We start from the raw sequence: 26,210 nt of genomic DNA, 5'->3' as shown, positions 1-26,210 counted from the left end.
AACTCATTCAATCTTCTGATTGTTTAATTTGCCAGTTTTGTGGTGCTATTTGGGTTTGTAGCCAACTCTGAAAACGTTCGTTTAGCAATCGCTGACGCATTTGCCGATCCAACTGAGCAGGTAGTAGCTTTTCTAGTCGAACAATCACTATCCATTCTCCTATTTGAGTCGGTGGTGAAAGTTGCTGTGGTTGGCTCACAGACAAAACTCTCGTCAACATTGGATGGAGAGATTGTAATTCCACAGGACCAACTAACCCATCTGTCTGGGCTTCAGGACCTTGGGCGTATTCCCGCGCCAGTTGAGCAAAAGACTGTTCACTTTCTTGGATGCGGAAGTAGATTTCTTGAGCAATTCCAATATCAGAAGTGGTAATCAGAGAATATATAACTCGATCCAACTGGGGTTTGCGTTGGTAAAAGTAAGAGTCTAAATCTTGTCCCCAAGTAGCTTCTTTGAACTTCTCTACTTTTAGTTGGCGAATGGCTATATTATTCAACTGTTCGGAACTTATTCCCTGTTCTTGTCGCCCTTGATATTGTTGGGCTAACTGTTCACAGGCAAGTTGCTCCTCTTGTGGCGTACACTCAATCTGTGCGATCGCTTGATCAATCACCACCTCTTTAAGTAATGGTGGAACTAGTTGGTATTTTGCCAGTAATTGCAGAACTTCTGGGGCAGTCAGTATGCGATCGCTTCGCTCGCCGGAGGCATCGCCAAATTGCAGAACCAGATTCATATCACTTGTCAGTAGATTTACCACCGTTATAAATTGTTGTTAAAAAAATACTAGAAACTGCTTACAGTAAATTTAACTAAGGGTTAAGATTATATGATTTTTTACAACTTAGTCCCTTGTGTTTAGCTTTGTGCGTGTAGATAATTACTGAACCTCATCTTGAGAAGGCAAATATGCTCTTGTTAACTTTAGTAACAGAGGCATACGTATTTGGAGATATCGTACCAAATTATCACAATTTTTGGAAATTGCAACCTCAAACTGGCAGTTATGTAAAAAAAAGCTGGGTAATTTAGGCTGCAAGTACCATCAATCAATAATTACACCCTTTATTGAAAAATGTTAAAACGCAAAGGGTAAAGGAACATCACACACTTTTCCTCTTATTCAATTGCGATTTTATACATCTATTAACATCTTGACAAATCCTGTACCTTCTCAAGGTATTTCCCATCACTGCAAGCTATCTGCAAATTTTTAATCCTTGATAAGGATAAATGTATTTTTACGGAAAATTTATATTTTTAAGTTTAAAAACTCACTACAGCCTAAAGCCTCCTTGCAAAATTTACAAAAAAGTCAAAACTGAATTTATTAATATTAAGTAAGTAGGTAGGCTCGAAAAAACCGAAGCAAGTACAAAAATGTAAAATCTCTGAAAGTCTCTTCCCTCTTCCCTCTTGCATGAGTGCCTTTTGCCTTGCCATAACGACAATTTTCAACGCCTACCTACTTAGAGGTTGTTTGAAAAGTATTAGATGAAACCAATAATCTTCAGCAACCTAACCCCCCTTCCCCCCTTCCCTACGAGGGAATGGGGGTTTCAAAGCCTCTCCCCGCGTCGGGGAGAGGTTTGGAGAGGGGTTCATTTATACATTCAAAACTTTTAAAACATCCTCTTAAGTCGGGGATCTATTTATTGAGCGATTTGATCATCTAAATAACCGGGGATTCAATATACTACCCTTTTGTGGTTGGGACTGACGACCAATTGATACCCCATTTCGCAGCTTAGTAGCTGTACCACCATCTTCAGGTGCTAAGAAAGGTTTTAAATTAATACCATTTCTGGAGGAACTAGCCTGACTATTACCACCCAAAAGCGTGCGACCTAAATTGTATAATTCGTTTACTCCCCCTCTACCACGATTAGCATAGGTATTAACAGCTGTGGTTTGCTGTCCGTTGTCTGCGGTAGCTAAGTTGCTGAAGATACTACTGCGGATGGCGTAGGGGTCTTTATCCCGTGGTACTGTGAGGACAATGCGACAACCGGGGTTAGCTTCAGTGGTGACACAGATAATATTTTCGTTATTTTCTCTAGCTATTTGCAGTTCTTGTAAGCCGTCTGGGCGGTATAATTCTAACCGATTAGCGATCGCCTCACAACGATTTTGAGGAGTCCAACCACCACCCAAAGATTGAGGTGCTGCCCAAGCAAAAAATTGACCTGCTTGACTTTGGGGTTGATACATAACAGTGTATCTACCGTTGTAATATTGACAGCTAAATCTGGTGCTGGTGTCAACGGGGGTGGAAGTGGGTATATTGGTGGATGAACCTGATGGTACTGTTGTTGTTGAGCCTGATGGTACTGTGGGAACAACAACACTATCGGTTTGGGCAAAGGCTAGGGAATTACCAATAAACAAGGATAAGCTCAGACTACTCAAAAATAAATACTGAAGCGGTTGTGAAGACATAACTTTACCTCTAAAATATATTGATATTTCCCTTGACGAAGAATTTTATTTTTGGTTCATCTGAGAAGTTAATTTTTTTTATTCAGATTAACGGTACAGGGAATGCAGATAATAACGTCATCACAGGTACTACAGGTAACAACAGCCTCGCGGGTGGTGCTGGTAATGACATATTTCCACATCTCCCCAACCCTACTGACCAATATCTTGGGGAATAATTTCCGTTACGACTCTATTACCCGAACCACCACCTTTAACAACAATATTTTCTGTCTCCAGATTGCCAACTGCTGTTGTACCCTGAAAATTCAATGGTGGTTCAACTTGACGATAAACTACATTTCCTTGAGCTTCTAGTAATTTTTTCTCTAAATACCAAGTGAGTTGATTTGATTTTAAAGACTGACGACGTTGACCAACTGCATTCACATTACCAGTTAAATAAACGGTTTTTTGTGGTATTTTCATTTCTGCTTTATTGCCAGTTACTGTCACATTTTCAGCTTGGTGAAAAACACGCACAGGGGCATTTGCTTTGACAATTTCTTGATTAATGTTCCAGGTCATCGAGTTACTAGTTATCTGCATAGGTGGTTCTAGTAAGTCTAGCTGGGCTTTGGGTTCAAGAGTAGCAATTTTTGTTTTTAAGTTAACTTCTGCGGCATTTCCTCTACCACGTCCAGTTATTTTATTAACTTGATAACGGTCAATTTCGATGGGGCGATCGCCAATTAATTTTTCTTCTTTAATTTGCCAAATTAAATGTTCAGTTCGCATTTGCAGTTGGGGATCAGCAGATGTAGCAACTACTTTTCCGGAAAATTCTACCCGTTGTTCACGCGTTTTTACCCTTGCTTCCTGGGCCGTGGCTTTTAATTGTTGATGATTAGCATTGAATTGATTGCGAACAATCAATAAATCTTCTTGAGGTCTCCATTCTAACTCATTACCTTGCAAGACAGTACCATTACGAGGATCTGTAGCCACAATCTTTCCCTTGAGAAATAGTTGCTTACCATCTTGCTTAATGTCAGCTGTTTCTGCTTTAATGGTGTAAACTATTTTGCCATCTTGGTAAAGTTCACCATCTGGATTTTGAGCTTCACCAATTTCTGTTTCTTTGGTATACTTGGCTTCTTTAGCTTTAACTTTCCAAATTGGTCTTCCTTCTTCATCAAATTGTTCTAAAGCAACACCGAAAAAAGTCAACTTACTATCGGTATTTTGCGTAGCTGAACCGTCCTGTTCTGGTTTGGTAGAAGATGGATTACCGCAGGAAAATAACCCAATCAACAACAATAAAGTTAAAGGCAGAGAATACAAATTTATGGGCAATTGAAAATTATCAGATGAATAGAAGCGGGGGGAGTTGGATTTACTTCCCCTCTGAAGTTGTGAATGTTCTCTCCCATGATTCCCGCCTTGTTGATTTTGCATTATTCTGGAATTTCTAAATGTCCTTCACTATCTCTATGGTCGTCCAAGAACCCCATACTAGATAATGGGCGATAGGGATAACTTTGACGGGGTGTTTTTTGAATATCTTCTTTGATGGCTTCTAAATCAATATAGCGATCGCTTACATTAATTAAGCTATCACTGGTCATAGACCTTAAACTCACCACCTCAACCCTGACACCACGATAGCTGACCGAATTTACAGCGTAAGCCAAATCGCCATCACCACTAACTAAAACTGCGGTATCATAGGAATCGACCAGCGCCATCATATCAACAGCTATTTCCACATCTAGGTTAGCTTTTTTTGAGCCATCTGGCAGTTGTACCAAATCCTTAGCGATGACTCGATAACCATTGCGACGCATCCACAACAAAAACCCCTGCTGTTTCTCATTTGTCCGGTCTACACCAGTGTAGAAAAAAGCCCGCAATAACCTTGATCCCCCAGTCAACCGGCATAAAAGCTTAGTGTAATCAATTTCGATTCCTAATTGTAAAGCTGCATAAAATAAATTGGAGCCATCAATAAATATAGCCACACGACCCCGATTTTCTAAAACCTGTTCCGGCGTAAAAATAGAGTCATTTTCCAAATTATTCAACATCATTGTCATACCTCGGTTGTTATCCATGTTATTTCCGATAGAAATCATTAACTTTTACGTTCTTGTTAGATGGGCTTATGATAATTTGCCGGGGCTAAAAACTTAAGCCCCGTTTCAGTCTTTAAAATCAATCAAAAATGGAAAGTGTTAATCGTTTTTTGGTAGTTCTATCCGTTTAAAAATTGGTTGGGGTGTACCCAACTGTTGTTTATCTGATAGTACGCCCCACGTTGCATGGGCAGTAAAAGGCGCAACAATTGAACTTTCTTTCTGATCGTTAAAATTGATTCCCCAGCCTAGTTGCTGATAAATATCGCTGCTAATGTTGGGAATAATGGGAGATAGGAGATAAGCTGCTAGTCTCACAGATTCGAGAACCGTGTACAGCACCGCTTCCACTTCTTCCTGTTTTCCCTGTTTATATAATGACCAAGGAGCTTGTTCATCTATAAACTTGTTGCTGGCTTGCACAAGAGACAGCACAGTTAGGCAAGCTTCATTGAAAGCTAAAGCTGTGTATGCTTGTTTCACTTTCTCCCCTAACCCCAAACCAATCGCTTTTAAAGCATTCTCGGCGGGAATAACTTCTGGATCGATTGATGGAACTTTACCAGCGCAGTATTTCTTCACCATGTTCAAAGTGCGATTCAACAAATTACCTAAATCATTTGCCAAATCTGCATTCAAAACATTAATGAACCTAATTTCATTAAAATCTCCATCCTTGCCAAATTCGATTTCCTTAAGGAAGTAATAACGAACGGCATCACTACCATAACGTTCGACTAATGAAATAGGATCAAGGGTATTACCCAGAGTTTTCCCCATTTTTTGACCATCTTTAGTCAAAAATCCATGCCCAAAAACTCGCTCTGGTAAAGGTAAACCAGCTGACATCAGCATTGCAGGCCAGTAAACAGCATGGAAACGCAATATATCTTTACCTATGAGGTGCAGATTAATTGGCCACCATTTTTCCAAAGCATTGGCTAAAGTCGCTTCTGCATCTGGTTCTAATAATGCTGTCACATAACCCAACAGGGCATCAAACCAGACATAAAGGGTATGTTTGGGATCTACAGGTACTGGAAAACCCCAATCGAGATTTACCCGTGAAATCGAAAAGTCTTGTAAACCTTGACTAACAAAGTTGAGGACTTCATTGCGCCGACTTGCAGGCTGGATAAAATCTGCCCTACACTGGTAAAATTCCTCTAGCTGGCTTTGATACTTCGATAAACGGAAAAAGTAATTCTGCTCGTCTCGCCACTCTACTTCCTTGGTAGTATGTATGGGGCATCGTTTGCCGTCTAACAGTTCCCGTTCTTCTTTAAATTCTTCGCAGGATACACAATACCAGCCTTTTTGTTGTCCTTGGTAAATGTCGCCATTTTCCCAAACTCGTTGGAAGAATTCTTTAACAATTGCGTGATGGTTTAAAGCAGTAGTGCGACTAAAGCGATCATATTGAATATTCAGAACCTGCCACAAGTTAATAAAACTGGGTACAATTTGATCACAAAACTCCTGTGGTGGTTTTCCTAAACTTGCTGCTGAACGCTGAATTTTTTGTCCATGTTCGTCTGTACCCGTAATCAGCAGTACCTGATTTCCTAATAAGCGTTGAAACCTGGCTACTACATCCGCAGCCATTGTGGTGTAAGCACTGCCAATATGGGGAACATCGTTTACATAGTATAGAGGTGTAGTCAGAGCAAAGGTTTTTGAAGTTTTATTCACTAGATTCATACAAATTAAAAAACAAATTATTAAACCGATTTCTTGCTTAGTTAATCCTGGAAAACCAGGTAATTATATAGCATTGCAACTAGTTTTTTCAAACAACAACTTAATATTAGCAAATTTCTCACCTCAAGAATTGTTTTGTCATATCTAGAAATCCTGCTAATTTATCCCCAAAGTCCGGAAACAACTTGTTAATAATCATGTTCAAAGCGGTTTATTCATCAATTGTGATGCTCAAATCCACCAACCAAAACTCATAAAATAAAGCTAAATCTCTGATTTATACATTTTTATACATTTCTACCTGATAGCGCAGCTTGGCGTTAACTATAGATGGTAAAGTTTATAGTAAAGAAATGTAAAAATTACATCAAGAAAAAATGCGATATTTTTACAAAAATATCTAATTAACTATGGACTAGGAATCACTTTTACGAATTACGTTCGCGGAGTGTGGCGTATGACTCCTACGTCGTCACTCCAGCTAGAGCCATAAGAAATATTACTAATTCCCTACCTTGGGTGAGTCTGTGAAGGATAGGTTAAGCGATTTCACTTATTTATATATAATTCATTCAAACTTCACTAAAATCTGTAATCATAGTTTCAGACTCGGCTAATTTTTATCTCGAAAAGCTGATTTTAGTCATTAGTCATAAGCCATTAATTCATCTCCCCATCTCCCCATCTCTCTACCCCCTTTCCTCTTTACTGTCACCTGTCAACTATCACCTGTCACCTATCTTCCCCATGATTGCAAGTAAAACGGTACAGTTAAACAAGATCTAATAGATGAAGATACATTGGCAAAATGGCAGACGTTGAACTTAAACCTTGTTTCCTGACTCCCAAACGGTTACAACCAGAATATCCGCTGTTTGTCTATTTGCCAGGAATGGATGGAACTGGTCAACTGTTGCGATCGCAAACTGCTGGCTTAGAAATTGGCTTTGATGTCCGTTGTTTGGCGATCCCCAGACAAGACCTTACTACCTGGGAGGTGCTAACGAAGAACGTTTTAGACTTGATTCACGCAGAATTGGAAAGAAGTTGTCACCGTCCTGTTTACCTGTGTGGGGAGTCTTTTGGCGGTTGTTTAGCCATGAAAGTTGCTACCCAATCACCACAGTTATTTAAACGCATTATTTTAATTAATCCCGCTTCAGCTTTTAAATTGCGTCCTTGGTTAACCTCATTATCGCAACTAACTGATTTAGTGCCATCATGGTTTTATGATGTTGGTGCATTGGGATTGTTACCCCTGTTGGCATCGTTATCACGGATGTCGAGTAGCGATCGCCATGAACTCCTAAGAACAATGCGTTCTTTACCCGCAGAAACCGTTAACTGGCGTTTGTCGTTGTTGCGTGAGTTTCAAGTTGAAGAGGAAAGATTGCAACAACTGAAACAACAAGTATTACTGATTGCTGGGGGCAGCGATCGTTTGTTACCTTCTGTTACTGAGATTGAACGATTGGATAATATTTTACCTAATCCCAAGACATTAATTTTACCTGATAGTGGTCATGCTTGTTTGTTAGAGGAAGATGTGAATTTGTATAAGATTTTGAAAGATAATCAATTTGTAGAAACTTTAGAATACAGTCATGTTGGTCTAATTTAAGATAGAAGTCGGCTCAATACTTCTAGGTTAAAGGAGAAAGGGGAAAATATAACTTTTAACCTTTCCCCAAACCAACCAAAAACTTTTATTCTAAATTATTCTAATTCTCCTGAATTAGAGTTAACTAGCTCAGGACTTACGCAAAACAGAACGGAAGTAGGGGTAATTCATGAATTACCCCTACGCAAGAATCAGGTTTTGAGTTCAATCTTGCGTAAGTCCCTATAGCTGTGAAAAATCTTCCAAAGAATTAACACTAATTGCCGATACAAAAAGTTGTTCTAACAAAGATGTATCATCAATTTGATTAATGCTATACTCCAGATTTTCTGGAATGTTACCAAACCGTACTTGTAGAAGTTTGATAATATCTTGTTTCCGAGTTTGTTTCTGAGTTCTTTCTACTGCTCGTCTTTCAATATTACTCAATAAAGGCATTTTTCGTCCCTCCTGATAATTGGCTAATCTTTGTTCAAAACTTGATTGTAGTTCTTCAGATAAAGCCATCATTAAATCAATGACCTTGTACAAATCAGCAATTTCTTTACGGTTATAGCCGAATTAATAAATCCATGCTGTAAGCAATTTCTCTCATCGCTTCATTTTCACCAAGAGAATTATTGCTGGAAAAGCTCAACTTGGCGTTTGTGATGTTCAACATTATGTTTTCAATCTCCAATAGAGATTTTGCCAATAGTGAGGATCAGTTAGCTTCAATCCCTAATAGGGATTATCTTAACAGGAGAAGTTAGTTTCAGTCTCTTTTATCCCAATTTTATCTGAGGCTGCACAGAAGCATAAAATCCATTAAGTAAGTCGGCGGGAAAAAACCGAAGTATATAACAAAAAGTAAATTCACCAAAACCCTCTTCCCCGTTCCCCGTTCCCCGTTCCCTGTTCCCTGTTCCCTGTTCCCTTGTCATAACGACAATTTTTAACGCCCACTTACTTAATTCATTCGTTTTTATCTGTGTTTATCTGCGGTCAATTATTCTGGAAATCTGATTCTATGCAGCTTCACCTTGAATTTAGTATAAATCATGATCAGTGGCAGAACAGCCAGGAAGCAGAAGACAAAGCGCAATTTCTGTCATCACCCCATAGCCTTACCCATGATTCTGAAATTTTAAGCAATACTGGTACAAGTAAGGAAGGTTAACAGAACATTACAAAAATGACGATTCAACCTACAAATACAGCTTTATTAGATTGGAGTGGTGATACTTTAGCCGTTGGCTTATTTGAAGACGCAGTAGAGTTAACAGGCGATTTAGCCACTTTAAACGAGAAAAGCGGCGGAATTTTCCAAGAAATCATTGCTGAAGAAGAATTTACAGGTAAAGCTAATAGCACCGTTGTCATTCGGGTAGGCGCTAGTCATCCCGTGCGGAAAGTGATTTTAGTGGGTTTAGGGAAACCAGAGGCGCTGAAATTAGAAACTTTACGCCGTGTTGCGGCTACAGTAGCGCGAACAGCTAAAAAGCAAAAAACCAAAACTCTGGCTATCAGTTTACCCGTTTACAACAATGACCCAGCAGGTACAGCCCAAGCTATTGCTGAAGGCACACAACTGGCACTTTACCAAGATACTCGCTTTAAATCAGAACCAGAAGATAAAAATCCCCAAATCGAAACTATTGATTTACTGGGACTAGCGGGACAAGAAGCAGCTATTACCCGTGCTGAACAAATTGTTTCTGGGGTAATTTTGGCTAGGCAGTTAGTAGCAGCCCCAGCTAATGCGGTGACACCGATTACTATGGCACAAACAGCCCAAGCCATAGCTAAAGATCACGGTTTGCAACTGGAAATTCTGGAACAAGCAGAATGTGAAAAATTAGGCATGGGTGCATTTTTAGGAGTTGCCCAAGCTTCCGACTTGCCACCAAAATTTATTCACCTCATCTACAAACCAGAAACCGCACCCAGACGCAAATTAGCCATTATTGGTAAAGGTTTAACCTTCGACTCCGGTGGTTTGAACATCAAAGGCGCTGGTAGCGGGATTGAAACCATGAAAATTGACATGGGTGGTGCTGCGGCCACTCTCGGTGCGGCCAAAGCCATTGGGCAGTTAAAACCAGATGTAGAGGTTCACTTTATCTCAGCCGTCACCGAAAACATGATTAGCGGTAAGGCTATGCACCCAGGAGATGTCCTTACAGCTTCTAATGGCAAAACAATCGAAGTCAACAACACCGACGCAGAAGGGCGTTTAACCTTGGCTGATGCGTTGGTATATGCTGATAAATTAGGTGTAGATGCGATCGTTGATTTAGCCACTCTCACAGGTGCTTGTGTGGTGGCTTTGGGTGATGATATCGCCGGTTTATTTACTCCCGATGATGCTGTAGCTTCCCAATTGCAAACAGCTTCGGAAACAGCTGGTGAGAAAATTTGGCGGCTGCCGATGGAAGAGAAATATTTTGACGGGTTAAAATCTGGTATCGCGGATATGAAAAATACCGGACCCCGTTATGGTGGTTCTATTACGGCGGCTTTGTTCCTGAAGCAGTTTGTTAAGGATACCCCGTGGGCGCATCTAGATATTGCAGGCCCAGTTTGGGCTGATAAGGAAAATGGTTACAACGGTGCTGGTGCTACTGGTTTTGGTGTGAGAACACTGGTTAATTGGGTACTGAGTTAGTTTTTTCGGTTTTATAAATTATAGGACTTACGCAAAAGGTCACGACAGTAGGGGCAATACCCTTCGGGAAGCAAGCTACATGAATTGCCCCTACGCAAAAATAGGGTTTTCAGCCACATCGTGCGTAAGTGCTGAATTATGGAAGGTTCTGCTTTGGGTGATACCAGAGACAGAGCCTTTTTTTGATGGTATTTCTAGTTTCTGACAGATATAGCAGAAGGAAAGAGGTATCAGGCAAAAGTAAAACCCTTGCCATCACTGAGTTTTAGCTTTCAAGAAAGTCCTAACTGCCTTGTCCACTGCTATAATTGAAAAAAACAAGCAGCCAGCTTGTAAAGACCAGAACTTACGCAAAACAGAACGGAAGTAGGGGTAATACCGCAACGGGCAAGCAAGCTCCATGAATTACCCCTACGCAAGAATCAGGTTTTGAGTTCAATCTTGCGTAAGTCCTAAAGACGTTAGATGTAAAGTCTCTACAATCATAAAAGCAAGCCAATTTTCATCACAAAACGCTATAAAGAAATACTTGACAGTAACGTTTTTATTCTGTAAGCTAGTGTAATTACTGAATTATTTTTCAATATCCTCTATATTAACCAACTGCTTTATGGCTTTTAATAAGCGAGTCTTAATATATAGATGTTTACATACTGCGCTTAGTTGCAGGAAAGGTCCAGCTTCTTAAGCTTTTTTTGAGAATTTTTAATTGTTGAGTATTGCAATCTGATAAAATTTGTAAGGTTTCTTTGAGCTAGGAGCAATGGGATCGACTGGTGTAAGGATCGCAATTGATGCTATGGGAGGCGATTACGCACCCGCTGAAATCGTCGCTGGCGCACTGCGAGCGAAGGAAGAATTGGGTGTGAAAATCTTGTTGGTGGGTGATCTCCAACAAATTGAAGCTGTCATACCGCCAAAAACAAATATGGCGGGATTGGAGATTGTTCCTGCTGAGGAAGCGATCGCTATGGATGAAGAGCCTTTAAACGCAGTTAGAAAAAAGCGTAAGGCTTCCATTAATGTAGCGATGGATTTAGTTAAAAATAATCAGGCAGATGCTATATTTTCTGCTGGTCACTCTGGCGCAGCAATGGCATCCGCTTTGCTACGTTTAGGTAGACTACCAGGAATTGACCGCCCGGCAATTGGGACAGTATTCCCCACCATCAAAGCAGGCAAGCCAGTATTAATACTTGATGTTGGCGCTAATGTAGACTGTCGTCCTAAATTTTTAGAGCAGTTTGCGGTGATGGGTTCGATTTATAGTCAGTATGTATTGGGGATGCCTGAACCCAAAATAGGATTATTGAATATAGGTGAAGAAGATACCAAAGGTAATGAAGCAGCCCTCCGTGCCTATCAATTATTACGAGAAAATACCCAAATTAACTTTAGTGGCAACGCGGAAGGTCGTGATGTCTTATCTGGTGAATTTGATGTGATCGTCTGTGATGGTTTTGTCGGTAATGTGTTATTAAAATTTGCCGAAGCAGTCGGAGGAGTAATTCTGCAAATTCTGCGGGAAGAATTACCCCAAGGGCTACATGGACAAATCGGCACAGCAATCTTAAAACCCAACCTCAAGCGTGTTAAACAGCGGATGGATCACGCAGAACATGGTGGGGCTTTGCTGTTAGGCGTAAACGGAATCTGTTTTATTGGTCATGGTAGTTCCCAAGCACCTTCTATTTTTAGTGCTATTCGCATGGCCAAAGAAGCTGTAGATAATCAAGTATTACAAAGACTACAGTCACAATATCAAATCCTACAGAGCGAAAGCGATTAGCCTTCTCTCCGAAACGCTACGCGAATAGCCATCGTCATTTGTCATTAGTCATCGGTCATTATTAGTACCTAGTTATTGGTTATTTCTGCTGAATAAAAGACAACTGACAACTGACAACTGACAACTGACAACTGACAAATGGGGAGATTAGGAGTGCAGAATTTATTCAACAATGGCATAGCAATAACAGGGAGTGGCTCGGCAGTACCAGCAACTCCCTTGGATAACCAGTTACTAACGGAACTCGTTGAGACTTCAGACGAGTGGATTACCACAAGAACAGGAATTAGTCAACGGCAGTTAGCATTACCGCCTGAATCATTGACTACACTGGCAACGGATGCTAGTAAACAGGCTCTTGCAGCAGCAGGAATTAAAGCAGAGGATATTGATTTAATTTTGCTGGCAACTTCTACCCCAGATGACTTATTTGGTAGTGCTTGTCGAGTTCAAGCTGAATTAGGGGCAATCAAAGCAGTGGCCTTTGATTTAACAGCCGCCTGTTCTGGTTTCGTGTTTGGACTAGTCACAGCAGCCCAATATATCAGAACAGGTGTTTACCAAAATGTACTATTGATCGGGGGAGATATCCTATCTCGTTGGGTAGATTGGCAAGATCGCCGCACTTGTGTATTGTTCGGTGATGGTGCTGGGGCAGTGGTTTTGCAAGCGAATAAGAGCGATCGCTTATTGGGATTTTCCCTAAAAAGCGATGGAACTCAAAACCATTATCTCAACTTGGCTTATCAAGGTACTACTCAACAAGTGACACCAAATATTCATGTACCTACAGGCACTTATCAACCCATCAGCATGAACGGTAAAGAAGTTTATCGCTTTGCCGTTCAGAAAGTGCCAGAAGTCATAGACAAAGCTTTATTTGAGGCTCATCTGAGTGTAGATAAAATAGATTGGTTAATTTTACATCAAGCAAATCAGCGTATTATCAATTCCGTGGCTGAACGCTTAAATATTCCTGAACATAAAGTAATTAGTAATGTTGCTCATTATGGAAACACCTCCGCTGCTTCCATCCCCTTGGCATTAGATGAAGCAGTAAGGCAAGGCAAAATCAAACCTAATGATATCATTGCCACCTCTGGCTTTGGCGCAGGCTTAACCTGGGGTGCAGCAATTTTTCAATGGGGAAGATAGGTTACTGGGGACTGGGGACTGGGGACTGGGGGCTGGGTAATAAATTGTATTTTTCCCTATTACCAATGACTAATTACTAATTACTAAGGACAAATGACTAAAACTGCATGGGTGTTTCCCGGACAAGGTTCGCAAGCCTTGGGCATGGGAATGGATCTACTAGATATACCATCTGCCAAAGCAAAATTCGACCAAGCTGAGGCAATTTTGGGCTGGTCTGTGAGCGAAATTTGTCAAAATGACGAAGAAAGATTATCACGCACACTTTACACACAGCCCTGTTTATATGTGATAGAAAGTATTCTCGTTGATTTATTGCGGGAACGGGGACAAGAACCAAATTTAGTCGCCGGTCACAGTTTAGGAGAATATATTGCTCTTTATGCTGCTGGTGTTTTTGACTGGTCTACTGGTTTACACTTAGTCAAACGCCGCGCAGAAATTATGGATAATGCTGCTGGTGGGATGATGGCTGCATTACTCAATTTTGACCGGGAACAATTAGACCAAGTGATTTCCGAAACACCGGATGTCGTGTTAGCAAATGATAACAGTTCAGCACAAGTTGTTATTTCGGGGACTCCTGAAGGTGTACAAGCTGTAATGTCCCAAGTGAAAGCTAAACGTGCTGTGCCTCTCAAAGTTTCCGGTGCTTTTCACTCACATTTAATGGCAGCAGCATCACAGGAATTTCAAGAAATTTTAGATGCAACAGTTTTTCAAACAGCTGTTGTTCCCGTTGCATCAAATGTAGATCCAGTTCCTGAAGTTGATGCAGACATTTTAAAGCAGCGTTTAACTCAACAAATGACTGGTTCAGTGCGTTGGCGAGAAATTGCTTTGCAATTACCAGAACATGGGATTGAGAAAGTAGTAGAAATTGGACCTGGCAACGTTTTAACTGGTTTGATTAAACGTACTGCCTCTGGCTTGAAGTTGGAGAATATTCGTAATACTGGGGAGTTACCTGTTGATGATTAATTAATTCACAATTAAAAGAGAAATAATAGCAAAAAATAATTCAATAGACATCTAGTGAAGCATAATGTAGAGACGTTCCATGGAACGTCTCCACAAGGTTTCTAAAAAAGGCAAATTTAATTTTGGTCGATGTCTAATGAAGTAGACAGACAAGAAAACAAAAACATTCAAAATTATCTAACTTGACCAAATTCGTGTTCCACATCTGCCATGTTTTCATATTCACGCTCTGGCATTTGTTGGAGAACGTCGATTACCTCCTTGCTGGCATTTTTATCTCTGGCATGGCTGACCAAATCCTCTTTATTTGCAGGAAAATCTATGCCACTGAGACTTCTGGAAATATCAATCGCAGATACTGCCATAACCTAACCTCTATATAATTGGTGGTTTAATATATAGGCTATTGGCGTTCGCTGTGAATATTCTCTACCTGCGGATGTATCTTAAATATCAAAATTTTTCTTCTTGAAGTGATAGCGCAAAGAGGTAAAAACATTTGTCGAAAGACACTTAGTGCTTCAAAAATACGTCCGTTTCAAATGCCCTAATTTTAATGATGGGGCTTGCCCTGTTCCCTGTTGCCCTTTCCCTGTTCCCTTTTGATTCCTTATTAGTGATTTAATCCACTTCTACTGTATGCTAAATTTTAGTCTCATTTGAATTATCTTCCGTGACCAGAGAACGCGAACCTTTAATTAGTTTGGCACTTTACCAGGCTTTCAAGTGGTCAGTGGTTAGTCCCATACTTCACACTTATTTCCGTGTGAAGATTTATGGCGTGGAAAATGTCCCCCAAACCAGTCCAGTGCTAGTAGTTAGCAATCATGCAAGTTACTTTGACCCTCCAATTGTTTCTAATTGTGTACGTCGTCCAGTCGCGTATATGGCTAAGGAAGAATTGTTTAAAGTCCCAGTTTTAGCACAAGCTATTAAACTATACGGTGCTTATCCCGTCAGTCGGGGTAGTGCTGACCGTGCTGCTATTCGTGCGGCTCTAGAATGTCTTGATCATGGTTGGGCTGTGGGTGTATTTTTAGAAGGTACTCGTACCCCCGACGGTCGCATTACTGACCCCAAAAAAGGCGCAGCACTAATAGCAGCTAAGGCCAAAGTACCTTTTTTACCCGTGAGTTTATGGGGTACTGACAAGATTTTACAACCAGGTTCATCTCTTCCCCGTGCAGTTCCCATTACTGTCAGAATTGGTAAACTAATTGATGCTCCTACTTCTACTAGTAAACCAGAATTAGAAGCAATGACACAAAAATGTGCGACTGTGATTAATGAAATGCACGATTTAGGACGATAGATAATAGCAAGTTTAGATTTTGGATCATAAATTGTAAAAGTGCCGACAAAATTTATCTACTAAGGAATATGCTTTAAGGATGTAGCGAACAATTCGGTAATAGTATATATTTGATTGAACTTCACCACTATAATTCTACCCATGCCTACAGCACGCTACGCGAACATAACATAAATCTGGGTTTATATAGACAAAGCCCACCTTTACGTTAATCATTAGGCGCATTTCTTTATAGAAATGGTATTAGCCATTGAGAAAATGATTGCCACAGACAAAGTTTCTAAAAGCTTATTTTGTGAATATTTTGACAAGCCAAAATCAAGAATCAAAAATTGATACGAGTGGCTTTGAAGCCAGAAATTTATTGCAGCGTCTCAATAGTTTAGCATTAGTCCGATTTTTACTTTTAATTGCTTGTGGTTGGGTAATTATACAACTGCTAGATTATTTTCAATTGGTAATTGTGATTTTCACATTTGCTACTATTTTGGCCTTTTTACTTAGCTATCCTGTCAAATGGTTACAAAGGTTTTTACCTCACGGGTTAGCAGTTATTGTTGTTTTCTTGGTGAGCATATTTATTCTGGGAGGTATAGCTATTACTGTAAGTTTAGCAGTTTTATCCCAGGGTCAACAATTAGTAGATAGTATTACAGTTTTTTTAAATTCTTTAGTACCTTTAATAGAGCAAATAGAAAAATTTTTACAATCCCGAAATCTTCAGATAGACTTGAGTGCTATTGAAACACAAATACGCGATCAAGCTGTATCAACTCTAGTTACAAGTTTGGCTATTTTACAAGCAGTACTCACTAATTTTATTACTTTTATCTTAATTGCCGTTGTGGCTTTCTTCATGTTACTTGATGGCGAAAAGCTGTGGAAATTGATGCTCAAAATCATACCCCAGAAGCAACGCGGTAGAGTTACTAAAGTAATCAAACGTAATTTTTTAGGATTTTTTAGAGCGCAATTATTATTAACTTTATTTCTCACAACTTCCACGTTTTTAGTTTTTATATTATTAAATGTGCCTTTTGCTTTGCTACTGGCAGTTATAGTGGGTCTAATTGATATTATTCCTGGTATTGGGGCAACTTTAGGAATTAGTATAGTTAGTTTAATCATTTTATCCCAGGATGTCTGGTTAGCATTCAAGGTATTGGGTACGTGTATTATTCTCCAGCAAATTCAAGATAATTTAATTGCCCCACGAGTGATGCAAGGTACATTAAATCTTAATCCTGTTGTGGTTTTTTTGGCTATACTATTGGGTGCTAGAATTGCTGGTTTATTGGGTATTTTTATATCTATTCCCATCACAGGTATTATTGTATCTTTGTTAGAAATCGAAGAAATGAAATCAGAGATTTAGTCATTAGTCATGGATGATGGGAGATAAGAACTCAAGCATCTGTGTATCCGCGCTCAAAATTAGTGTGTGCCATTGGTATTTGGAAGGGTTTTGGAATATGAATTACGAATTAGTTTACTCAAGTTGATAAATCATATAAAATGAAAATTATAAGAATATCATCGATGAATTATGTCAGATTTAAAAGATGCTTTAAAAGAAAACTTGGATGAAGCGGAATGGGATTGGCTAATTCCCCATGCACAAAGGGATGCGATCATTGTGGTAGCGGATGGGTTAGATTTGCTGGATGTGGGAGAAGCGATCGCTAGTGATAATATGCCCTCTGTCCAAAATTGGATTGATGAACAGTTGCTGGCCAAACCCACACCAGAACAGTTAGGAGAATGGAATAGCGATCGCACCAAGCGGTTTAATGCTCTAATTGTTGAACCTTACGTTTTAGTGCAAGAAAAAGCTACTGTTTGAAAATTCATAATTCATAATTCATAATTTATTTCGATTACGAATTATGAATTAGTAATTATTAATTACTTTCTTTGTCTTGGTGATTCAGACTGGGTGGACTGACTGAGTTATTACTACGCACCATTTGACTAACTTGCCCAATTAAGTCTCCTAATTTACCTTCATCTAACAAGGTATTAATTAAGGAAAGTCCGCTAGTAGATAATAGCAACTTGTTAATATCTTGACTGCCATTACTACCATTTGCACCGGGGAAGGAATAAATGCGAGTATCTCCTAAAACTCCTGGTTGTGGTGCTAAAGCAGTGACAATTTCTGGTAGTTTATCCGCTAATTCTGGCCAGATAGTTGTGAGAATTTTCGCACTTAAGTTAGCATTGCTAATAGTATTTTCGGCCGCAATTTTAGCTTGAATACCTTCTGCTTCAGCTAAGGCTTTATCACGGTTAGCATCTGCGAGAGTACGAATTGCTTCTGCTTCTAATTCGGCTGCTTCTTGGGCAATTTCTGCTTGACGACGACGACGGAAAGCGTCGATTTCGACAACGTTGCGATCGCTGATACTCCGTTCTTGAGCTTCCCTTTCTGCGGCTATAATAGATAAGCGTTTGGTACGTTCAGCTTTTTCGACTTCACCGGCTGTTTTTACAGATTCTTCGGCTTTAGCTTGTTCTGCTTGTGCAACAAAGCTTTCACGTTTTTTGTTAGCAATTGCTATGGCCACATCTTCTTGAGCTAATCTTGCGACTCTTTCTGATTCAGCTATCTGTACTTGTGCTTTCAACTTTCCAGATTGTACACTTTGTTGACGAATAATTTCTGCTAATTCTGCTTCTTGTTTTTGCAATGCTTGCGCTACTTTTAATTGTTTATTCCGTTCTTCTAAAGCAATATCAGCTTCAATTTGGCTTTGTTGGAGGGATAACTTTCTGCGAATTTCTTCCTCTTCCACTGATTTTTCTTGCAAAATTTTGGTACGTTGTACCGTTGCAGCTTCTCTATCTTTAGACTCTTGAATTTCCCTTTCTCGCTGTGCTTTTAGTGCTTCTACTTGCAGCTTTTGAGATAGTTTAGCACTTTCTTGCTCTTGGGCAATTTGCAATGATCTTTTTTGAGCATCCAATTCTTTCTGCTCAATTGTCACCTGTGCTGATAATTCAACTTCCCGTTTTTGTTGCACTGAACGTTGAATAATTTCCGTTCGCAAACGTACACCTTGAGCATCAAAGAAATTATCAGGATCATAGGTAACACTTTCTAATATTTCCGAAATGGCAATATTATTTAGTGTTAATCCCACTTTCTTCAAATCTGTACCCACCAAGTTTAAAACTTCCTGAGCAAACCCCAATTTATCAGAATCAATTTCTGCTAAATCCTTGGTTTTAGCTGCGGCTCTAATTGCGTCATCTGCTCTTTTTTCTAAAGCATTTTTGATGTCTTCAGGATTAATTTTTGTACCATTTTGTGATAGTCTGGCAGCAGCAGTCAAAACATCATCTTCTGAGGCATTAATACATACATAAAAAGTAACTCTGATATCTGCTCTCAGATAATCTTTGGTACGCACAGCCATTTTTCCAGTGCGTTCTACATCAATAGAAATTTCCCTCAAAGGTACTCTTGTTAATTGATGAAATCCCGGTAAAACAATGCAACCACCATAGAGAATTACCGCTTTCTTTTTAGTAAATAGTCCCCCCGTCCTCACAAAAGCTTCGTTGTTGGGTGTGACTACATAAACTCTGGTATAAGCAAACAAGCTTAATAGCAGCAGTAAAACTAAAGTAACAACAATCCCAGGAAATACTATTCCCCCATTTATTTGGGCTAAAGTCGGCTGTGTTGTCAGTGGAAATGCGGGATTAATTGATGTTGTATATTCCTGCTTTGATTGTCCCTTAAATGATGATATTTCCGGTACATTAACAGTTGGTAGAGCCTGGATAAATGTCAGCCAAAAAAGCATATTCTTTTCCTTGAACTAACTTTAATTTTTAGAGTTTGAGCTATTTAACCAATGTTCTTCATCTACACTGTCTTTAGTAATCACTAAATAAAGTTGCTGTTTAATTTCAATTACTATCACTTTCTCTCCCCGTTGTGGTGCGATAGTTGCCCAATCTGGAATAACAGCATTAATAGTCAAAAAATTACCTTTTGGATCGAGAATATCTACCTGACCAATTTTGCCTAGATTTTCCGTAGGAATATAGACAGAAGTAACAGTACCAATGCAACCTACTAGGCGATCGCTACTTGCATCTTCACTAAATTCAGCAAACATTTTACCAATTGGTTCAGCTATCAATCTACCTATAAATAAACTTATAAATAGGGAAACCAACAAGATAATAATCTCGATGAAAGGAACTTTTAGATTTTGAGCAATGCCACCAAACCAAACATTGAACATCCAACCAATAACACCCCACAGACTTAAATCTGTTGCCAACAATAACAACAATGGAGCTTTACCAATACCTGCCCATCCGAGAAAGTTTCCAAAGCTCACTTCGCTGTCAGTTTCCACATCTAAATCTGCATCAGCATCTAATTCTGCTTCTCCCCCTCCTATAAAAATCATGAACAAAAAAAGCAATATTCCCGTGATTAGGAAAATCCAATAAGGTAAGTTAGCTGGACTAAACAGCATATTTTCTCCTGCAAGATATTTAGCAGGTATTTTTATATTCTTGTTTGAATACATTTTATTCTCTTTTCTAGAGAGATGTCAAGATTAAATCTTTGTTTTTTTTAGATTACTTAACTTTATTAACAACTTAACTTTATGATGATTAATAATATTAACAAAACTAGATAATTTAAGTTTGAACATTTTGATAACTAGGGTGATACAAATTAACGAAAATCCTGATACAGATAAATTTTTGTAGGGGTTTAGAATTGCTAACCTCCTACCAATTCAAACCATATTAAGTTAAACTAGATATAAACTAATAAATTTAATAAATGCCAGTATCTTAATCAATTTCATGACACGACAACCCCATGACCAACTAGCAAAAGAGTATCTAGAGGAAATATTAACACCTCTAGGTAATGTCACAACTAGCAAAGATGTAAAAAGCGAAGTTCAATAAATTGATGTTTGGTTTATTCCAACCACAAAATCTGAAAATTCAGAGTTAGGATTATTAGGAAAAATGGCGGTTACAAGCTGTCTATTTGAACCTTACCGTAATGCACCTAATGAAATAGAAATTAGGAGTTGTTTGTTAAAATTGTATAGCGTTCAAGGTGAATTGTTAAGACAAGCGAAAAGAGAAAAACGTTCTTTATCTGAAGAAGAATTACCTTGTTTATGGATTTTAACACCAACCTGTTCTGAAAAAATCCTCAACAGTTTTGGAGGAAAAGCAAAAGATAACTGGGAAAAAGGAGTATATTTTCTCCCAAAAGCTTATAAAACTGCCATTGTTGCCATTAACCAATTACCCATGACAGAGGATACACTATGGTTAAGGGTACTAGGAAAAGGCAGAACTCAAACGGAAGCTATTACCGAAGTAGTTCAACTCTCAAAAAAGAATGATAAATGGAACAGACTGGTGGAAATTTTCGCATCTTGGCGAAAAAATTTAGAATTGAATAGTGATGTCAATGATGAAGAGGTAAAGGAGTTAATTATGAGTTTATCACCAGCATATCTGAAACAACGGGAAGAATGGAAACAAGAAGGACAAAAAGACGGACAGCGTTTGATGATAGAGAGTTTACTAACAGTGCGTTTTGGTAATTTAGATGATGAGTTATCTGCTATTGCGACTCCGATGATGGAACTTTCTCTCACAGAAAGAACTCAGTTGTTACTTAATCTTTCCCGTGAGGAATTATTAGCTAGGTATAAGGTTGATTAGATGTTCTGAAAAAAAGAGGCGGTTTAGGACAGCTTTAAGTTAACGTGTGATTTTCATGAACCTCTCCCCAACCCCTCTCCGCATCGGAGAGGGGCAAAAATCCTGGTTTACAGAAAAATCAGACTTTCAAAGCCTCTCTCCTTGCAGGGGAGAGGTTTGGAGAGGGGTTTTTAATATCCCTTAAACTCACGTTAAATCAAACTTTTCATCCTGGGATTATTCAAAAGCTCCTGACTATCTTTTATCAACTTTTCACCCCAACCATTTTCTTTCAAAAACTCTATCTTTCCATAAATTTTATCTAATTTTAATGCCGTTTCTCCCGATTTTAAACCCGCTTCTTTATCACCTTTAGCGTACAAAGCTACACCTAAAGCTAAATGGGCTTCTGCAAAATTGCTATTTATTTTTACCGCATTTCGCCAATGATTAATTGCTGTTTCTACTTCTCCCATTTCATAGCGAACTATGCCTAAATTGGTGTATGCTTCAGGATATTCAGGTTTGAATTTAATAGCTTGAGTCCAATCATTTATTGCTTGTTGATAGTTTTTTGATAAATAGTAGGCAATACCCCGGGTGTAGTAGGCTTCAGGGAATTCTGGATTAAATTGAATGGCTTTATTAAAGTCATCAATCGCCTGTTTGTAGTCTTTTAATTCACCGTAAGCAAGACCCCGTATCAAGTAGTGTCCAGGATTTTTAGGTGCAATTTTAATTGCTTTATTATAGTCATCAATTGCCTGTTTGTACTCTTTTAAGTGAAAGTGAGCAAAACCACGACTGCTGTAGGGGTTATTGATGACGTAGAAGGCATTCTCAGGTTCAATCTTTATTGCTTGAGTGTAATCATCAATCGCCTGTTTATACTCTTGTAACTCAGAGTAAGCATCACCCCGGTTGTTATAGAATAAGACCTCTTCAGGTTTAAATTTAATTGCTTGAGTGTAATCTGCTATTGCCTGTCTATAGTCTTTTAAATCATATGAGTAGGTAAGACCCCGTGCGAAGTAGTAGGAGGAATTTTTAGGGTCAAGTTTAATGGCTTGAGTGAAATCAGCTATCGCCTGTTTATAGTCTTCTAAGTCTTTGTAGACATCAGCCCGAAAGCTGTAGTATTCAGCATCTTTAGGGTTGATTTTAATCGCTTGATCTAAATCAGCTATAGCTTGTTTATAGTCTTTTAATATTTTGTAGGGAGTACTCCGACTCCAGTAGTAGTCGGCATTTTTAGGGTCAAGTTTAATGGCTTGAGTGTAATCAGCTATAGCCTGTTTATAATCTCTCAATAGTAAGTAAACAAGACCCCGTGTCTGATAATCATCTGCATTTTTTGGTTTAATCTCAACTGCTTTTTTGTAATCAGCTATAGCCTTTTTCTCTTCATTTAAACGATAGTATACAAAACCCCGCCACTGGTAGTATTCAGCATTTTCAGGTTCGAGATAAATGGCTTGAGTGAAATCAGCTATAGCCTGTTTATTATCTTGTAAATTCTCTGAGTACATAAAACCCCGAAAGTAGTAGTATGAGGCATTTTTAGGGTCGAAACGAATGGCTTCAGTATAGTCTAATATAGCCTGTTTATAGTTTTTTAATTCAGAGTAATCAACAGCCCGAAAGTAGTAGGATAAAGCATCATTAGGGTTAAGGCGAATGGCTTCAGTGTAGTCTGATATAGCCTTTGTATAGTCTTCTAATTCTCCGTAGGCATTACCTCGCTTCTGATATACCCAAGAGTGAGGATAAATATTAATAGCTTGATTGTAATCATTAATGGCTTCAGGAAAACGGTTTAATAGGAACAACATAAAACCTCGGGAAAAATAAAGATCAAACTGATTGGGGCTGAGTGCAATAGCTTTATCAAAAGATACCAATGCTTCTGAAAATTGCTTTGTTCCTGATAGCGACCTACCACGATATTTCCAAGCTTGAGCAAAGTTTGGATTAATTTCCACAGCTTTATCAAAAGCAGCAATAGATTCTAAATATTTTTCTTCATTATTGAATATCAAACCTTTCAAATACCAAGCTTGATAAAATCTGGTTTTTTCTCAATCGCTTTATCAACAGCTTTTATCGCTTCTGGATATTTCTTAGAACGCCATAGTTGATTTGCATAATTTAACCATGATATTTCATCATCACTATCTTGAGGAACTTGATCTAATGGTAATAAATATTCACTAATTAAATCTTCTTCTGGCTTTTTAAGTGTAGGTGGCAAAGTAGTTTCTATCTTTAAATCTGACTCTATCCCTACCTGCTTAACTAAACCTAAAAAGGTACTAATAGGAATACCTGAACTTCTACCTAAATTGATTTCTTCAAGTTTATTATTTTCTAGTTCAGCTTCTACTCTGCCATGAATACCAACAACTCGCCCCTGGGTATCCAAAACAGCACCGCCACTCATACCTCCCTCAGTTATATTACTATAAAGTAGCTCATAACCATCACTCAAAACAGTCTCTACTTGACGACGTTGAATAGAAGGTTGATTTTCTAAAGAACCTTGATTATTGAAACTTACATAAGTATTCAACCTAACCCTTTCTTGTTTCATCAAACTTCCCGCCGTTAGAATGCGATTAGGTTTATTCTTATTTTGTTGTTTCTTAGCAGGAAATCCAGAAACAAAAACATTCATTTTTTTATTTTCTAAACTATAATTTGCTAAAGTCGCAACGCGATATTTTTTATTGCTGGTAAACTGCATAACTGCTAAATCAACACCGGGCATTCTGTTGATTTTGCTGACATTTACAGCATATCTTTGATTATTTGGTGTGACAATTTCTAACTTATCTCTAAATCTTTTTTCATGCAAATTATCCCATACCACATGATCAGATGTCAGCACATAATAAGTATCACTTTTTTGGGCAATAATTACCCCTGAACCAACACCATCAGCAGCAGGAATTAAAACTGTAATTTCTTGAGCAATTTTATCAATATCATTAATCAAACCTTTTTTAGCTGTCAATCGGTTATTATCAACATTGACATCATTGATATCAGTTAGGACTTTAGCGACACTATAAATCGGTACACCCCAACTATATTGACGCATTTGTTGACGTTCGGCTGCACTGGGTTTAGAGTTATCAGAAAATACATATATTTTATCAGAAATAGGATAAGCATGAACAGCATTAATCCCAATTACTTCACCTTGATAATTGAGTATGGGTCCCCCACTCATTCCCGGTTGAATTTTGTTACTGTAACCAATGCGATAACCTCTTTGAAAACTTTTATCTGGTAACAGAGAAATATTACCGTCTGTGAAAATTATTTTAGCATTATCATAAACAAACCCAGCCGCAACAATTTTTTGTTCTACAGCAATAGGTGAAGAAATTCCTAAAGAGGCTATAGTATATTCTGCTGTTGATTGAAACTGCAATAAAGCCACATCTTGATTTTTTAAAGATGGTGGTTTTTCTTTAATCACAGTAGCCGCATAAATTTTACCATCTGGTGTTTGAACGCGATAAGATTCACCGGGACTCAAAACATGATCATTAGTTAAAACCGTGTAATTATTCCCATTTTTAGCAATTAAAGTCCCTGAACCACTGCCATTTTTAGTTAATACTTTGATAGTGATTGATTTAGCTAAATTCTGTAATTCTTCTGTAGTTAATAATTGTGGAGTGGTTTGTTGTGCGGTGACAGGGTTAGGAGGAACAAATAATAATTGTGGGGAGATAGTTAATAAAGCAGTTGTGCAGATGAGGGTGAAAAATAGGCGTTTCATTTTGTTTTTTCGTTTGGGTGAATAAAGAGATTTTAGACTATACGTAGGTTGGGTTGAGGAACGTTCACGAAGTGTGGCGAAGCCATAACCCAACACCTCCGTAAATTTGTTGGGTTTCACTTCGTTCTACCCTCCTTAAATCAAATGCGTGAGGTATTTAAAAGAATGCTTCCGTAAATTTGTTGGGTTTCACTTCGTTCTATCTTCCTTAAATCAAATGCGTGAGGTATTTAAAAGAATGCTTCCGTGAATTTGTTGGGTTTCACTTCGTTCTACCCAACCTACAATTTTCGAGAATTTTCGTTATTACACTTTATTTGATGTTGGTGTATTGAGAAATTGGCGAATATCAATGTAAAACTTTGCTTCTCCAGAACTTTGTTGAATAGGTCCTGTGGTAGCAGTACCAAGCCAGAGTTGATTTAATTGTTTGAGAATATCTCTAGAATTGTCTTTAGGGCGCAGTGTAAATAATACAGTATCACAAGCACCATCACTTGAGCGCACAGAACAAATTACTTTACTACCATTTTGGACAGCATTGGTAACGTAATTCAGACTGCCATTATTGAAAGCAACTTGAAAATTTTCAGAAACTTTTTGACAACGTTCTTCGGGTGCATAACCAGCTAAAACAGATGTCCAATTCACCATTGCTTTTTTACCATTTGGTGTCCAAAGAAAAGTTGTAGAAACACGCTTTTGAGATTGGGAATGACGACTGGTAGCACAGATAAAGCTAACTTGATTATTTGCATCTTTCTGAGCAGAAACAGGAGTAGCGGCTAATGTGGTGGTTAAGAACAGAGTAGTTAATAATGCTAATCTCATGATTTTTCAAAGCTCCTAATTTGGGTTAATTTTTTGAATTATTCTCGTTTTCTCGTTCCCAGGTAGAACCTGGGAATGCTGTTTAAGAGGCTCTGCCTTGTATTAGTATTCAGGGAGGCAGAGC

The 26,210-nt window shown here is 38.6% G+C and carries 22 protein-coding genes and 1 pseudogene; 11 read left to right on the top strand and 12 right to left on the bottom strand.

The genetic code is table 11. The annotated features are described in order from the left end of the window. Nucleotides 1–7: 7 nt before the first annotated feature. Together H6G06_RS23430 and H6G06_RS23425 are read right to left on the bottom strand one after the other, a co-directional pair. Entirely contained in the window at nucleotides 8–739 is a 732-nt protein-coding gene (locus H6G06_RS23430) for a peptidylprolyl isomerase (RefSeq protein ID WP_190564466.1), read from the bottom strand. Between the two features lie 932 nt (nucleotides 740–1,671). Then, complete coding sequence (locus H6G06_RS23425) at nucleotides 1,672–2,442, bottom strand: COP23 domain-containing protein (protein ID WP_190564465.1); 771 nt, start codon at nucleotides 2,440–2,442, stop codon at nucleotides 1,672–1,674. 32 nt (nucleotides 2,443–2,474) lie between these two features. On the opposite strand from H6G06_RS23425, the gene H6G06_RS23420 reads away from it, so the two are divergent. Further along, nucleotides 2,475–2,660, top strand: coding sequence for a hypothetical protein (locus tag H6G06_RS23420; protein ID WP_199306851.1), 186 nt, complete (start codon nucleotides 2,475–2,477; stop codon nucleotides 2,658–2,660). Here H6G06_RS23420 and lptC read toward each other — a convergent pair. The 3 genes from lptC to metG all read right to left on the bottom strand — a co-directional run bounded on the left by lptC (nucleotide 2,635) and on the right by metG (nucleotide 6,257). After that, entirely contained in the window at nucleotides 2,635–3,879 is a 1,245-nt protein-coding gene (gene lptC, locus H6G06_RS23415) for an LPS export ABC transporter periplasmic protein LptC (protein WP_190564464.1), read from the bottom strand. The two genes, H6G06_RS23420 and lptC, sit on opposite strands and share 26 nt — an antisense overlap. Next, nucleotides 3,879–4,508, bottom strand: a complete 630-nt coding sequence (locus H6G06_RS23410; protein WP_190564480.1) for a LabA-like NYN domain-containing protein — start codon at nucleotides 4,506–4,508, stop codon at nucleotides 3,879–3,881. Before H6G06_RS23410 ends, lptC begins: the two co-directional genes overlap by 1 nt. A gap of 147 nt (nucleotides 4,509–4,655) precedes the next feature. Next, nucleotides 4,656–6,257, bottom strand: a complete 1,602-nt coding sequence (metG, locus tag H6G06_RS23405; protein WP_190564463.1) for a methionine--tRNA ligase — start codon at nucleotides 6,255–6,257, stop codon at nucleotides 4,656–4,658. An 808-nt stretch (nucleotides 6,258–7,065) separates the two neighbouring features. Here metG and H6G06_RS23400 point away from each other — a divergent pair. Then, nucleotides 7,066–7,878, top strand: coding sequence for an alpha/beta fold hydrolase (locus tag H6G06_RS23400; RefSeq protein WP_190564462.1), 813 nt, complete (start codon nucleotides 7,066–7,068; stop codon nucleotides 7,876–7,878). 222 nt (nucleotides 7,879–8,100) lie between these two features. Here the strand turns inward: H6G06_RS23400 and H6G06_RS23395 are convergent, their stop codons facing one another. Continuing rightward, nucleotides 8,101–8,388 carry a hypothetical protein gene (locus H6G06_RS23395; protein WP_190564461.1) on the bottom strand — a complete coding sequence of 96 codons (288 nt, stop codon included), beginning with the start codon at nucleotides 8,386–8,388 and terminating at the stop codon, nucleotides 8,101–8,103. Between the two features lie 499 nt (nucleotides 8,389–8,887). On the opposite strand from H6G06_RS23395, the gene H6G06_RS23390 reads away from it, so the two are divergent. The 5 genes from H6G06_RS23390 (at nucleotide 8,888) to fabD (ending at nucleotide 14,450) form a co-directional block, all read left to right on the top strand. Next, nucleotides 8,888–9,037, top strand: a complete 150-nt coding sequence (locus H6G06_RS23390) for a hypothetical protein (RefSeq protein WP_190564460.1) — start codon at nucleotides 8,888–8,890, stop codon at nucleotides 9,035–9,037. 15 nt (nucleotides 9,038–9,052) lie between these two features. Continuing rightward, nucleotides 9,053–10,525: a leucyl aminopeptidase gene (locus H6G06_RS23385; protein ID WP_190564459.1), complete on the top strand. Its 1,473-nt coding sequence runs from the start codon at nucleotides 9,053–9,055 to the stop codon at nucleotides 10,523–10,525. A 763-nt stretch (nucleotides 10,526–11,288) separates the two neighbouring features. Then, nucleotides 11,289–12,314 carry a phosphate acyltransferase PlsX gene (gene plsX, locus H6G06_RS23380; RefSeq protein WP_190564458.1) on the top strand — a complete coding sequence of 342 codons (1,026 nt, stop codon included), beginning with the start codon at nucleotides 11,289–11,291 and terminating at the stop codon, nucleotides 12,312–12,314. Nucleotides 12,315–12,452: 138 nt separating this feature from the next. Next, nucleotides 12,453–13,469, top strand: a complete 1,017-nt coding sequence (locus H6G06_RS23375) for a beta-ketoacyl-ACP synthase III (RefSeq protein ID WP_199306850.1) — start codon at nucleotides 12,453–12,455, stop codon at nucleotides 13,467–13,469. Between the two features lie 93 nt (nucleotides 13,470–13,562). Then, nucleotides 13,563–14,450, top strand: coding sequence for an ACP S-malonyltransferase (fabD, locus tag H6G06_RS23370; protein ID WP_190564457.1), 888 nt, complete (start codon nucleotides 13,563–13,565; stop codon nucleotides 14,448–14,450). 173 nt (nucleotides 14,451–14,623) lie between these two features. On the opposite strand, the gene H6G06_RS23365 is transcribed toward fabD, so the two are convergent. After that, nucleotides 14,624–14,815, bottom strand: a complete 192-nt coding sequence (locus H6G06_RS23365; protein WP_190564456.1) for a DUF2795 domain-containing protein — start codon at nucleotides 14,813–14,815, stop codon at nucleotides 14,624–14,626. Nucleotides 14,816–15,123: 308 nt separating this feature from the next. Between H6G06_RS23365 and H6G06_RS23360 the strand changes: the two genes are divergently transcribed. From H6G06_RS23360 to H6G06_RS23350, 3 genes are all read left to right on the top strand, one after another. Further along, nucleotides 15,124–15,762, top strand: a complete 639-nt coding sequence (locus H6G06_RS23360; RefSeq protein ID WP_190564455.1) for a 1-acylglycerol-3-phosphate O-acyltransferase — start codon at nucleotides 15,124–15,126, stop codon at nucleotides 15,760–15,762. Nucleotides 15,763–16,063: 301 nt separating this feature from the next. Continuing rightward, nucleotides 16,064–17,137 carry an AI-2E family transporter gene (locus H6G06_RS23355; protein ID WP_422387061.1) on the top strand — a complete coding sequence of 358 codons (1,074 nt, stop codon included), beginning with the start codon at nucleotides 16,064–16,066 and terminating at the stop codon, nucleotides 17,135–17,137. Between the two features lie 171 nt (nucleotides 17,138–17,308). Beyond that, complete coding sequence (locus H6G06_RS23350; protein WP_190564454.1) at nucleotides 17,309–17,605, top strand: DUF2288 domain-containing protein; 297 nt, start codon at nucleotides 17,309–17,311, stop codon at nucleotides 17,603–17,605. 58 nt (nucleotides 17,606–17,663) lie between these two features. Here H6G06_RS23350 and H6G06_RS23345 read toward each other — a convergent pair whose 3' ends face one another. Next, nucleotides 17,664–19,574 (bottom strand): flotillin family protein, encoded by a 1,911-nt coding sequence (locus tag H6G06_RS23345; protein WP_190564453.1) that lies wholly within the window; start codon nucleotides 19,572–19,574, stop codon nucleotides 17,664–17,666. 21 nt (nucleotides 19,575–19,595) lie between these two features. Next, the gene (locus H6G06_RS23340; protein WP_242039830.1) at nucleotides 19,596–20,315 is read right to left on the bottom strand and encodes an OB-fold-containig protein; all 720 of its coding nucleotides are present in this window, start codon (nucleotides 20,313–20,315) and stop codon (nucleotides 19,596–19,598) included. A 286-nt stretch (nucleotides 20,316–20,601) separates the two neighbouring features. Between H6G06_RS23340 and H6G06_RS23335 the strand changes: the two are divergent. Further along, a pseudogene (locus H6G06_RS23335) lies at nucleotides 20,602–21,486 on the top strand (hypothetical protein). Between the two features lie 191 nt (nucleotides 21,487–21,677). On the opposite strand, the gene H6G06_RS23330 reads toward H6G06_RS23335, so the two are convergent. From H6G06_RS23330 to H6G06_RS23320, 3 genes are all read right to left on the bottom strand, one after another. Next, nucleotides 21,678–23,504 carry a tetratricopeptide repeat protein gene (locus tag H6G06_RS23330; RefSeq protein ID WP_190564452.1) on the bottom strand — a complete coding sequence of 609 codons (1,827 nt, stop codon included), beginning with the start codon at nucleotides 23,502–23,504 and terminating at the stop codon, nucleotides 21,678–21,680. 5 nt (nucleotides 23,505–23,509) lie between these two features. After that, nucleotides 23,510–25,375, bottom strand: a complete 1,866-nt coding sequence (locus H6G06_RS23325) for a trypsin-like peptidase domain-containing protein (RefSeq protein WP_206754722.1) — start codon at nucleotides 25,373–25,375, stop codon at nucleotides 23,510–23,512. Nucleotides 25,376–25,561: 186 nt separating this feature from the next. Beyond that, the gene (locus tag H6G06_RS23320) at nucleotides 25,562–26,086 is read right to left on the bottom strand and encodes a COP23 domain-containing protein (protein WP_190564450.1); all 525 of its coding nucleotides are present in this window, start codon (nucleotides 26,084–26,086) and stop codon (nucleotides 25,562–25,564) included. Nucleotides 26,087–26,210: the final 124 nt, after the last annotated feature.

It is taken from the genome of Anabaena sphaerica FACHB-251 (assembly GCF_014696825.1).
In the GTDB taxonomy this organism is placed as follows: domain Bacteria; phylum Cyanobacteriota; class Cyanobacteriia; order Cyanobacteriales; family Nostocaceae; genus RDYJ01.
The sequence above is the reverse complement of the archived record's forward strand: the minus strand, read 5'-3'. Positions and strand labels throughout refer to the sequence as shown.

Coding starts and splice junctions, on each gene's coding strand:
- H6G06_RS23395 (WP_190564461.1), bottom strand. CDS start 8,388: ATGATGGCTTTATCTGAAGAACTACAATCAAGTTTTGAACAAAGATTA.
- H6G06_RS23430 (WP_190564466.1), bottom strand. CDS start 739: ATGAATCTGGTTCTGCAATTTGGCGATGCCTCCGGCGAGCGAAGCGAT.
- H6G06_RS23410 (WP_190564480.1), bottom strand. CDS start 4,508: ATGTTGAATAATTTGGAAAATGACTCTATTTTTACGCCGGAACAGGTT.
- H6G06_RS23385 (WP_190564459.1), top strand. CDS start 9,053: ATGACGATTCAACCTACAAATACAGCTTTATTAGATTGGAGTGGTGAT.
- H6G06_RS23365 (WP_190564456.1), bottom strand. CDS start 14,815: ATGGCAGTATCTGCGATTGATATTTCCAGAAGTCTCAGTGGCATAGAT.
- H6G06_RS23345 (WP_190564453.1), bottom strand. CDS start 19,574: ATGCTTTTTTGGCTGACATTTATCCAGGCTCTACCAACTGTTAATGTA.
- H6G06_RS23375 (WP_199306850.1), top strand. CDS start 12,453: ATGGGGAGATTAGGAGTGCAGAATTTATTCAACAATGGCATAGCAATA.
- fabD (WP_190564457.1), top strand. CDS start 13,563: ATGACTAAAACTGCATGGGTGTTTCCCGGACAAGGTTCGCAAGCCTTG.
- lptC (WP_190564464.1), bottom strand. CDS start 3,879: ATGCAAAATCAACAAGGCGGGAATCATGGGAGAGAACATTCACAACTT.
- H6G06_RS23400 (WP_190564462.1), top strand. CDS start 7,066: ATGGCAGACGTTGAACTTAAACCTTGTTTCCTGACTCCCAAACGGTTA.
- metG (WP_190564463.1), bottom strand. CDS start 6,257: ATGAATCTAGTGAATAAAACTTCAAAAACCTTTGCTCTGACTACACCT.
- H6G06_RS23340 (WP_242039830.1), bottom strand. CDS start 20,315: ATGTATTCAAACAAGAATATAAAAATACCTGCTAAATATCTTGCAGGA.
- H6G06_RS23390 (WP_190564460.1), top strand. CDS start 8,888: ATGCAGCTTCACCTTGAATTTAGTATAAATCATGATCAGTGGCAGAAC.
- H6G06_RS23320 (WP_190564450.1), bottom strand. CDS start 26,086: ATGAGATTAGCATTATTAACTACTCTGTTCTTAACCACCACATTAGCC.
- plsX (WP_190564458.1), top strand. CDS start 11,289: ATGGGATCGACTGGTGTAAGGATCGCAATTGATGCTATGGGAGGCGAT.
- H6G06_RS23425 (WP_190564465.1), bottom strand. CDS start 2,442: ATGTCTTCACAACCGCTTCAGTATTTATTTTTGAGTAGTCTGAGCTTA.
- H6G06_RS23350 (WP_190564454.1), top strand. CDS start 17,309: ATGTCAGATTTAAAAGATGCTTTAAAAGAAAACTTGGATGAAGCGGAA.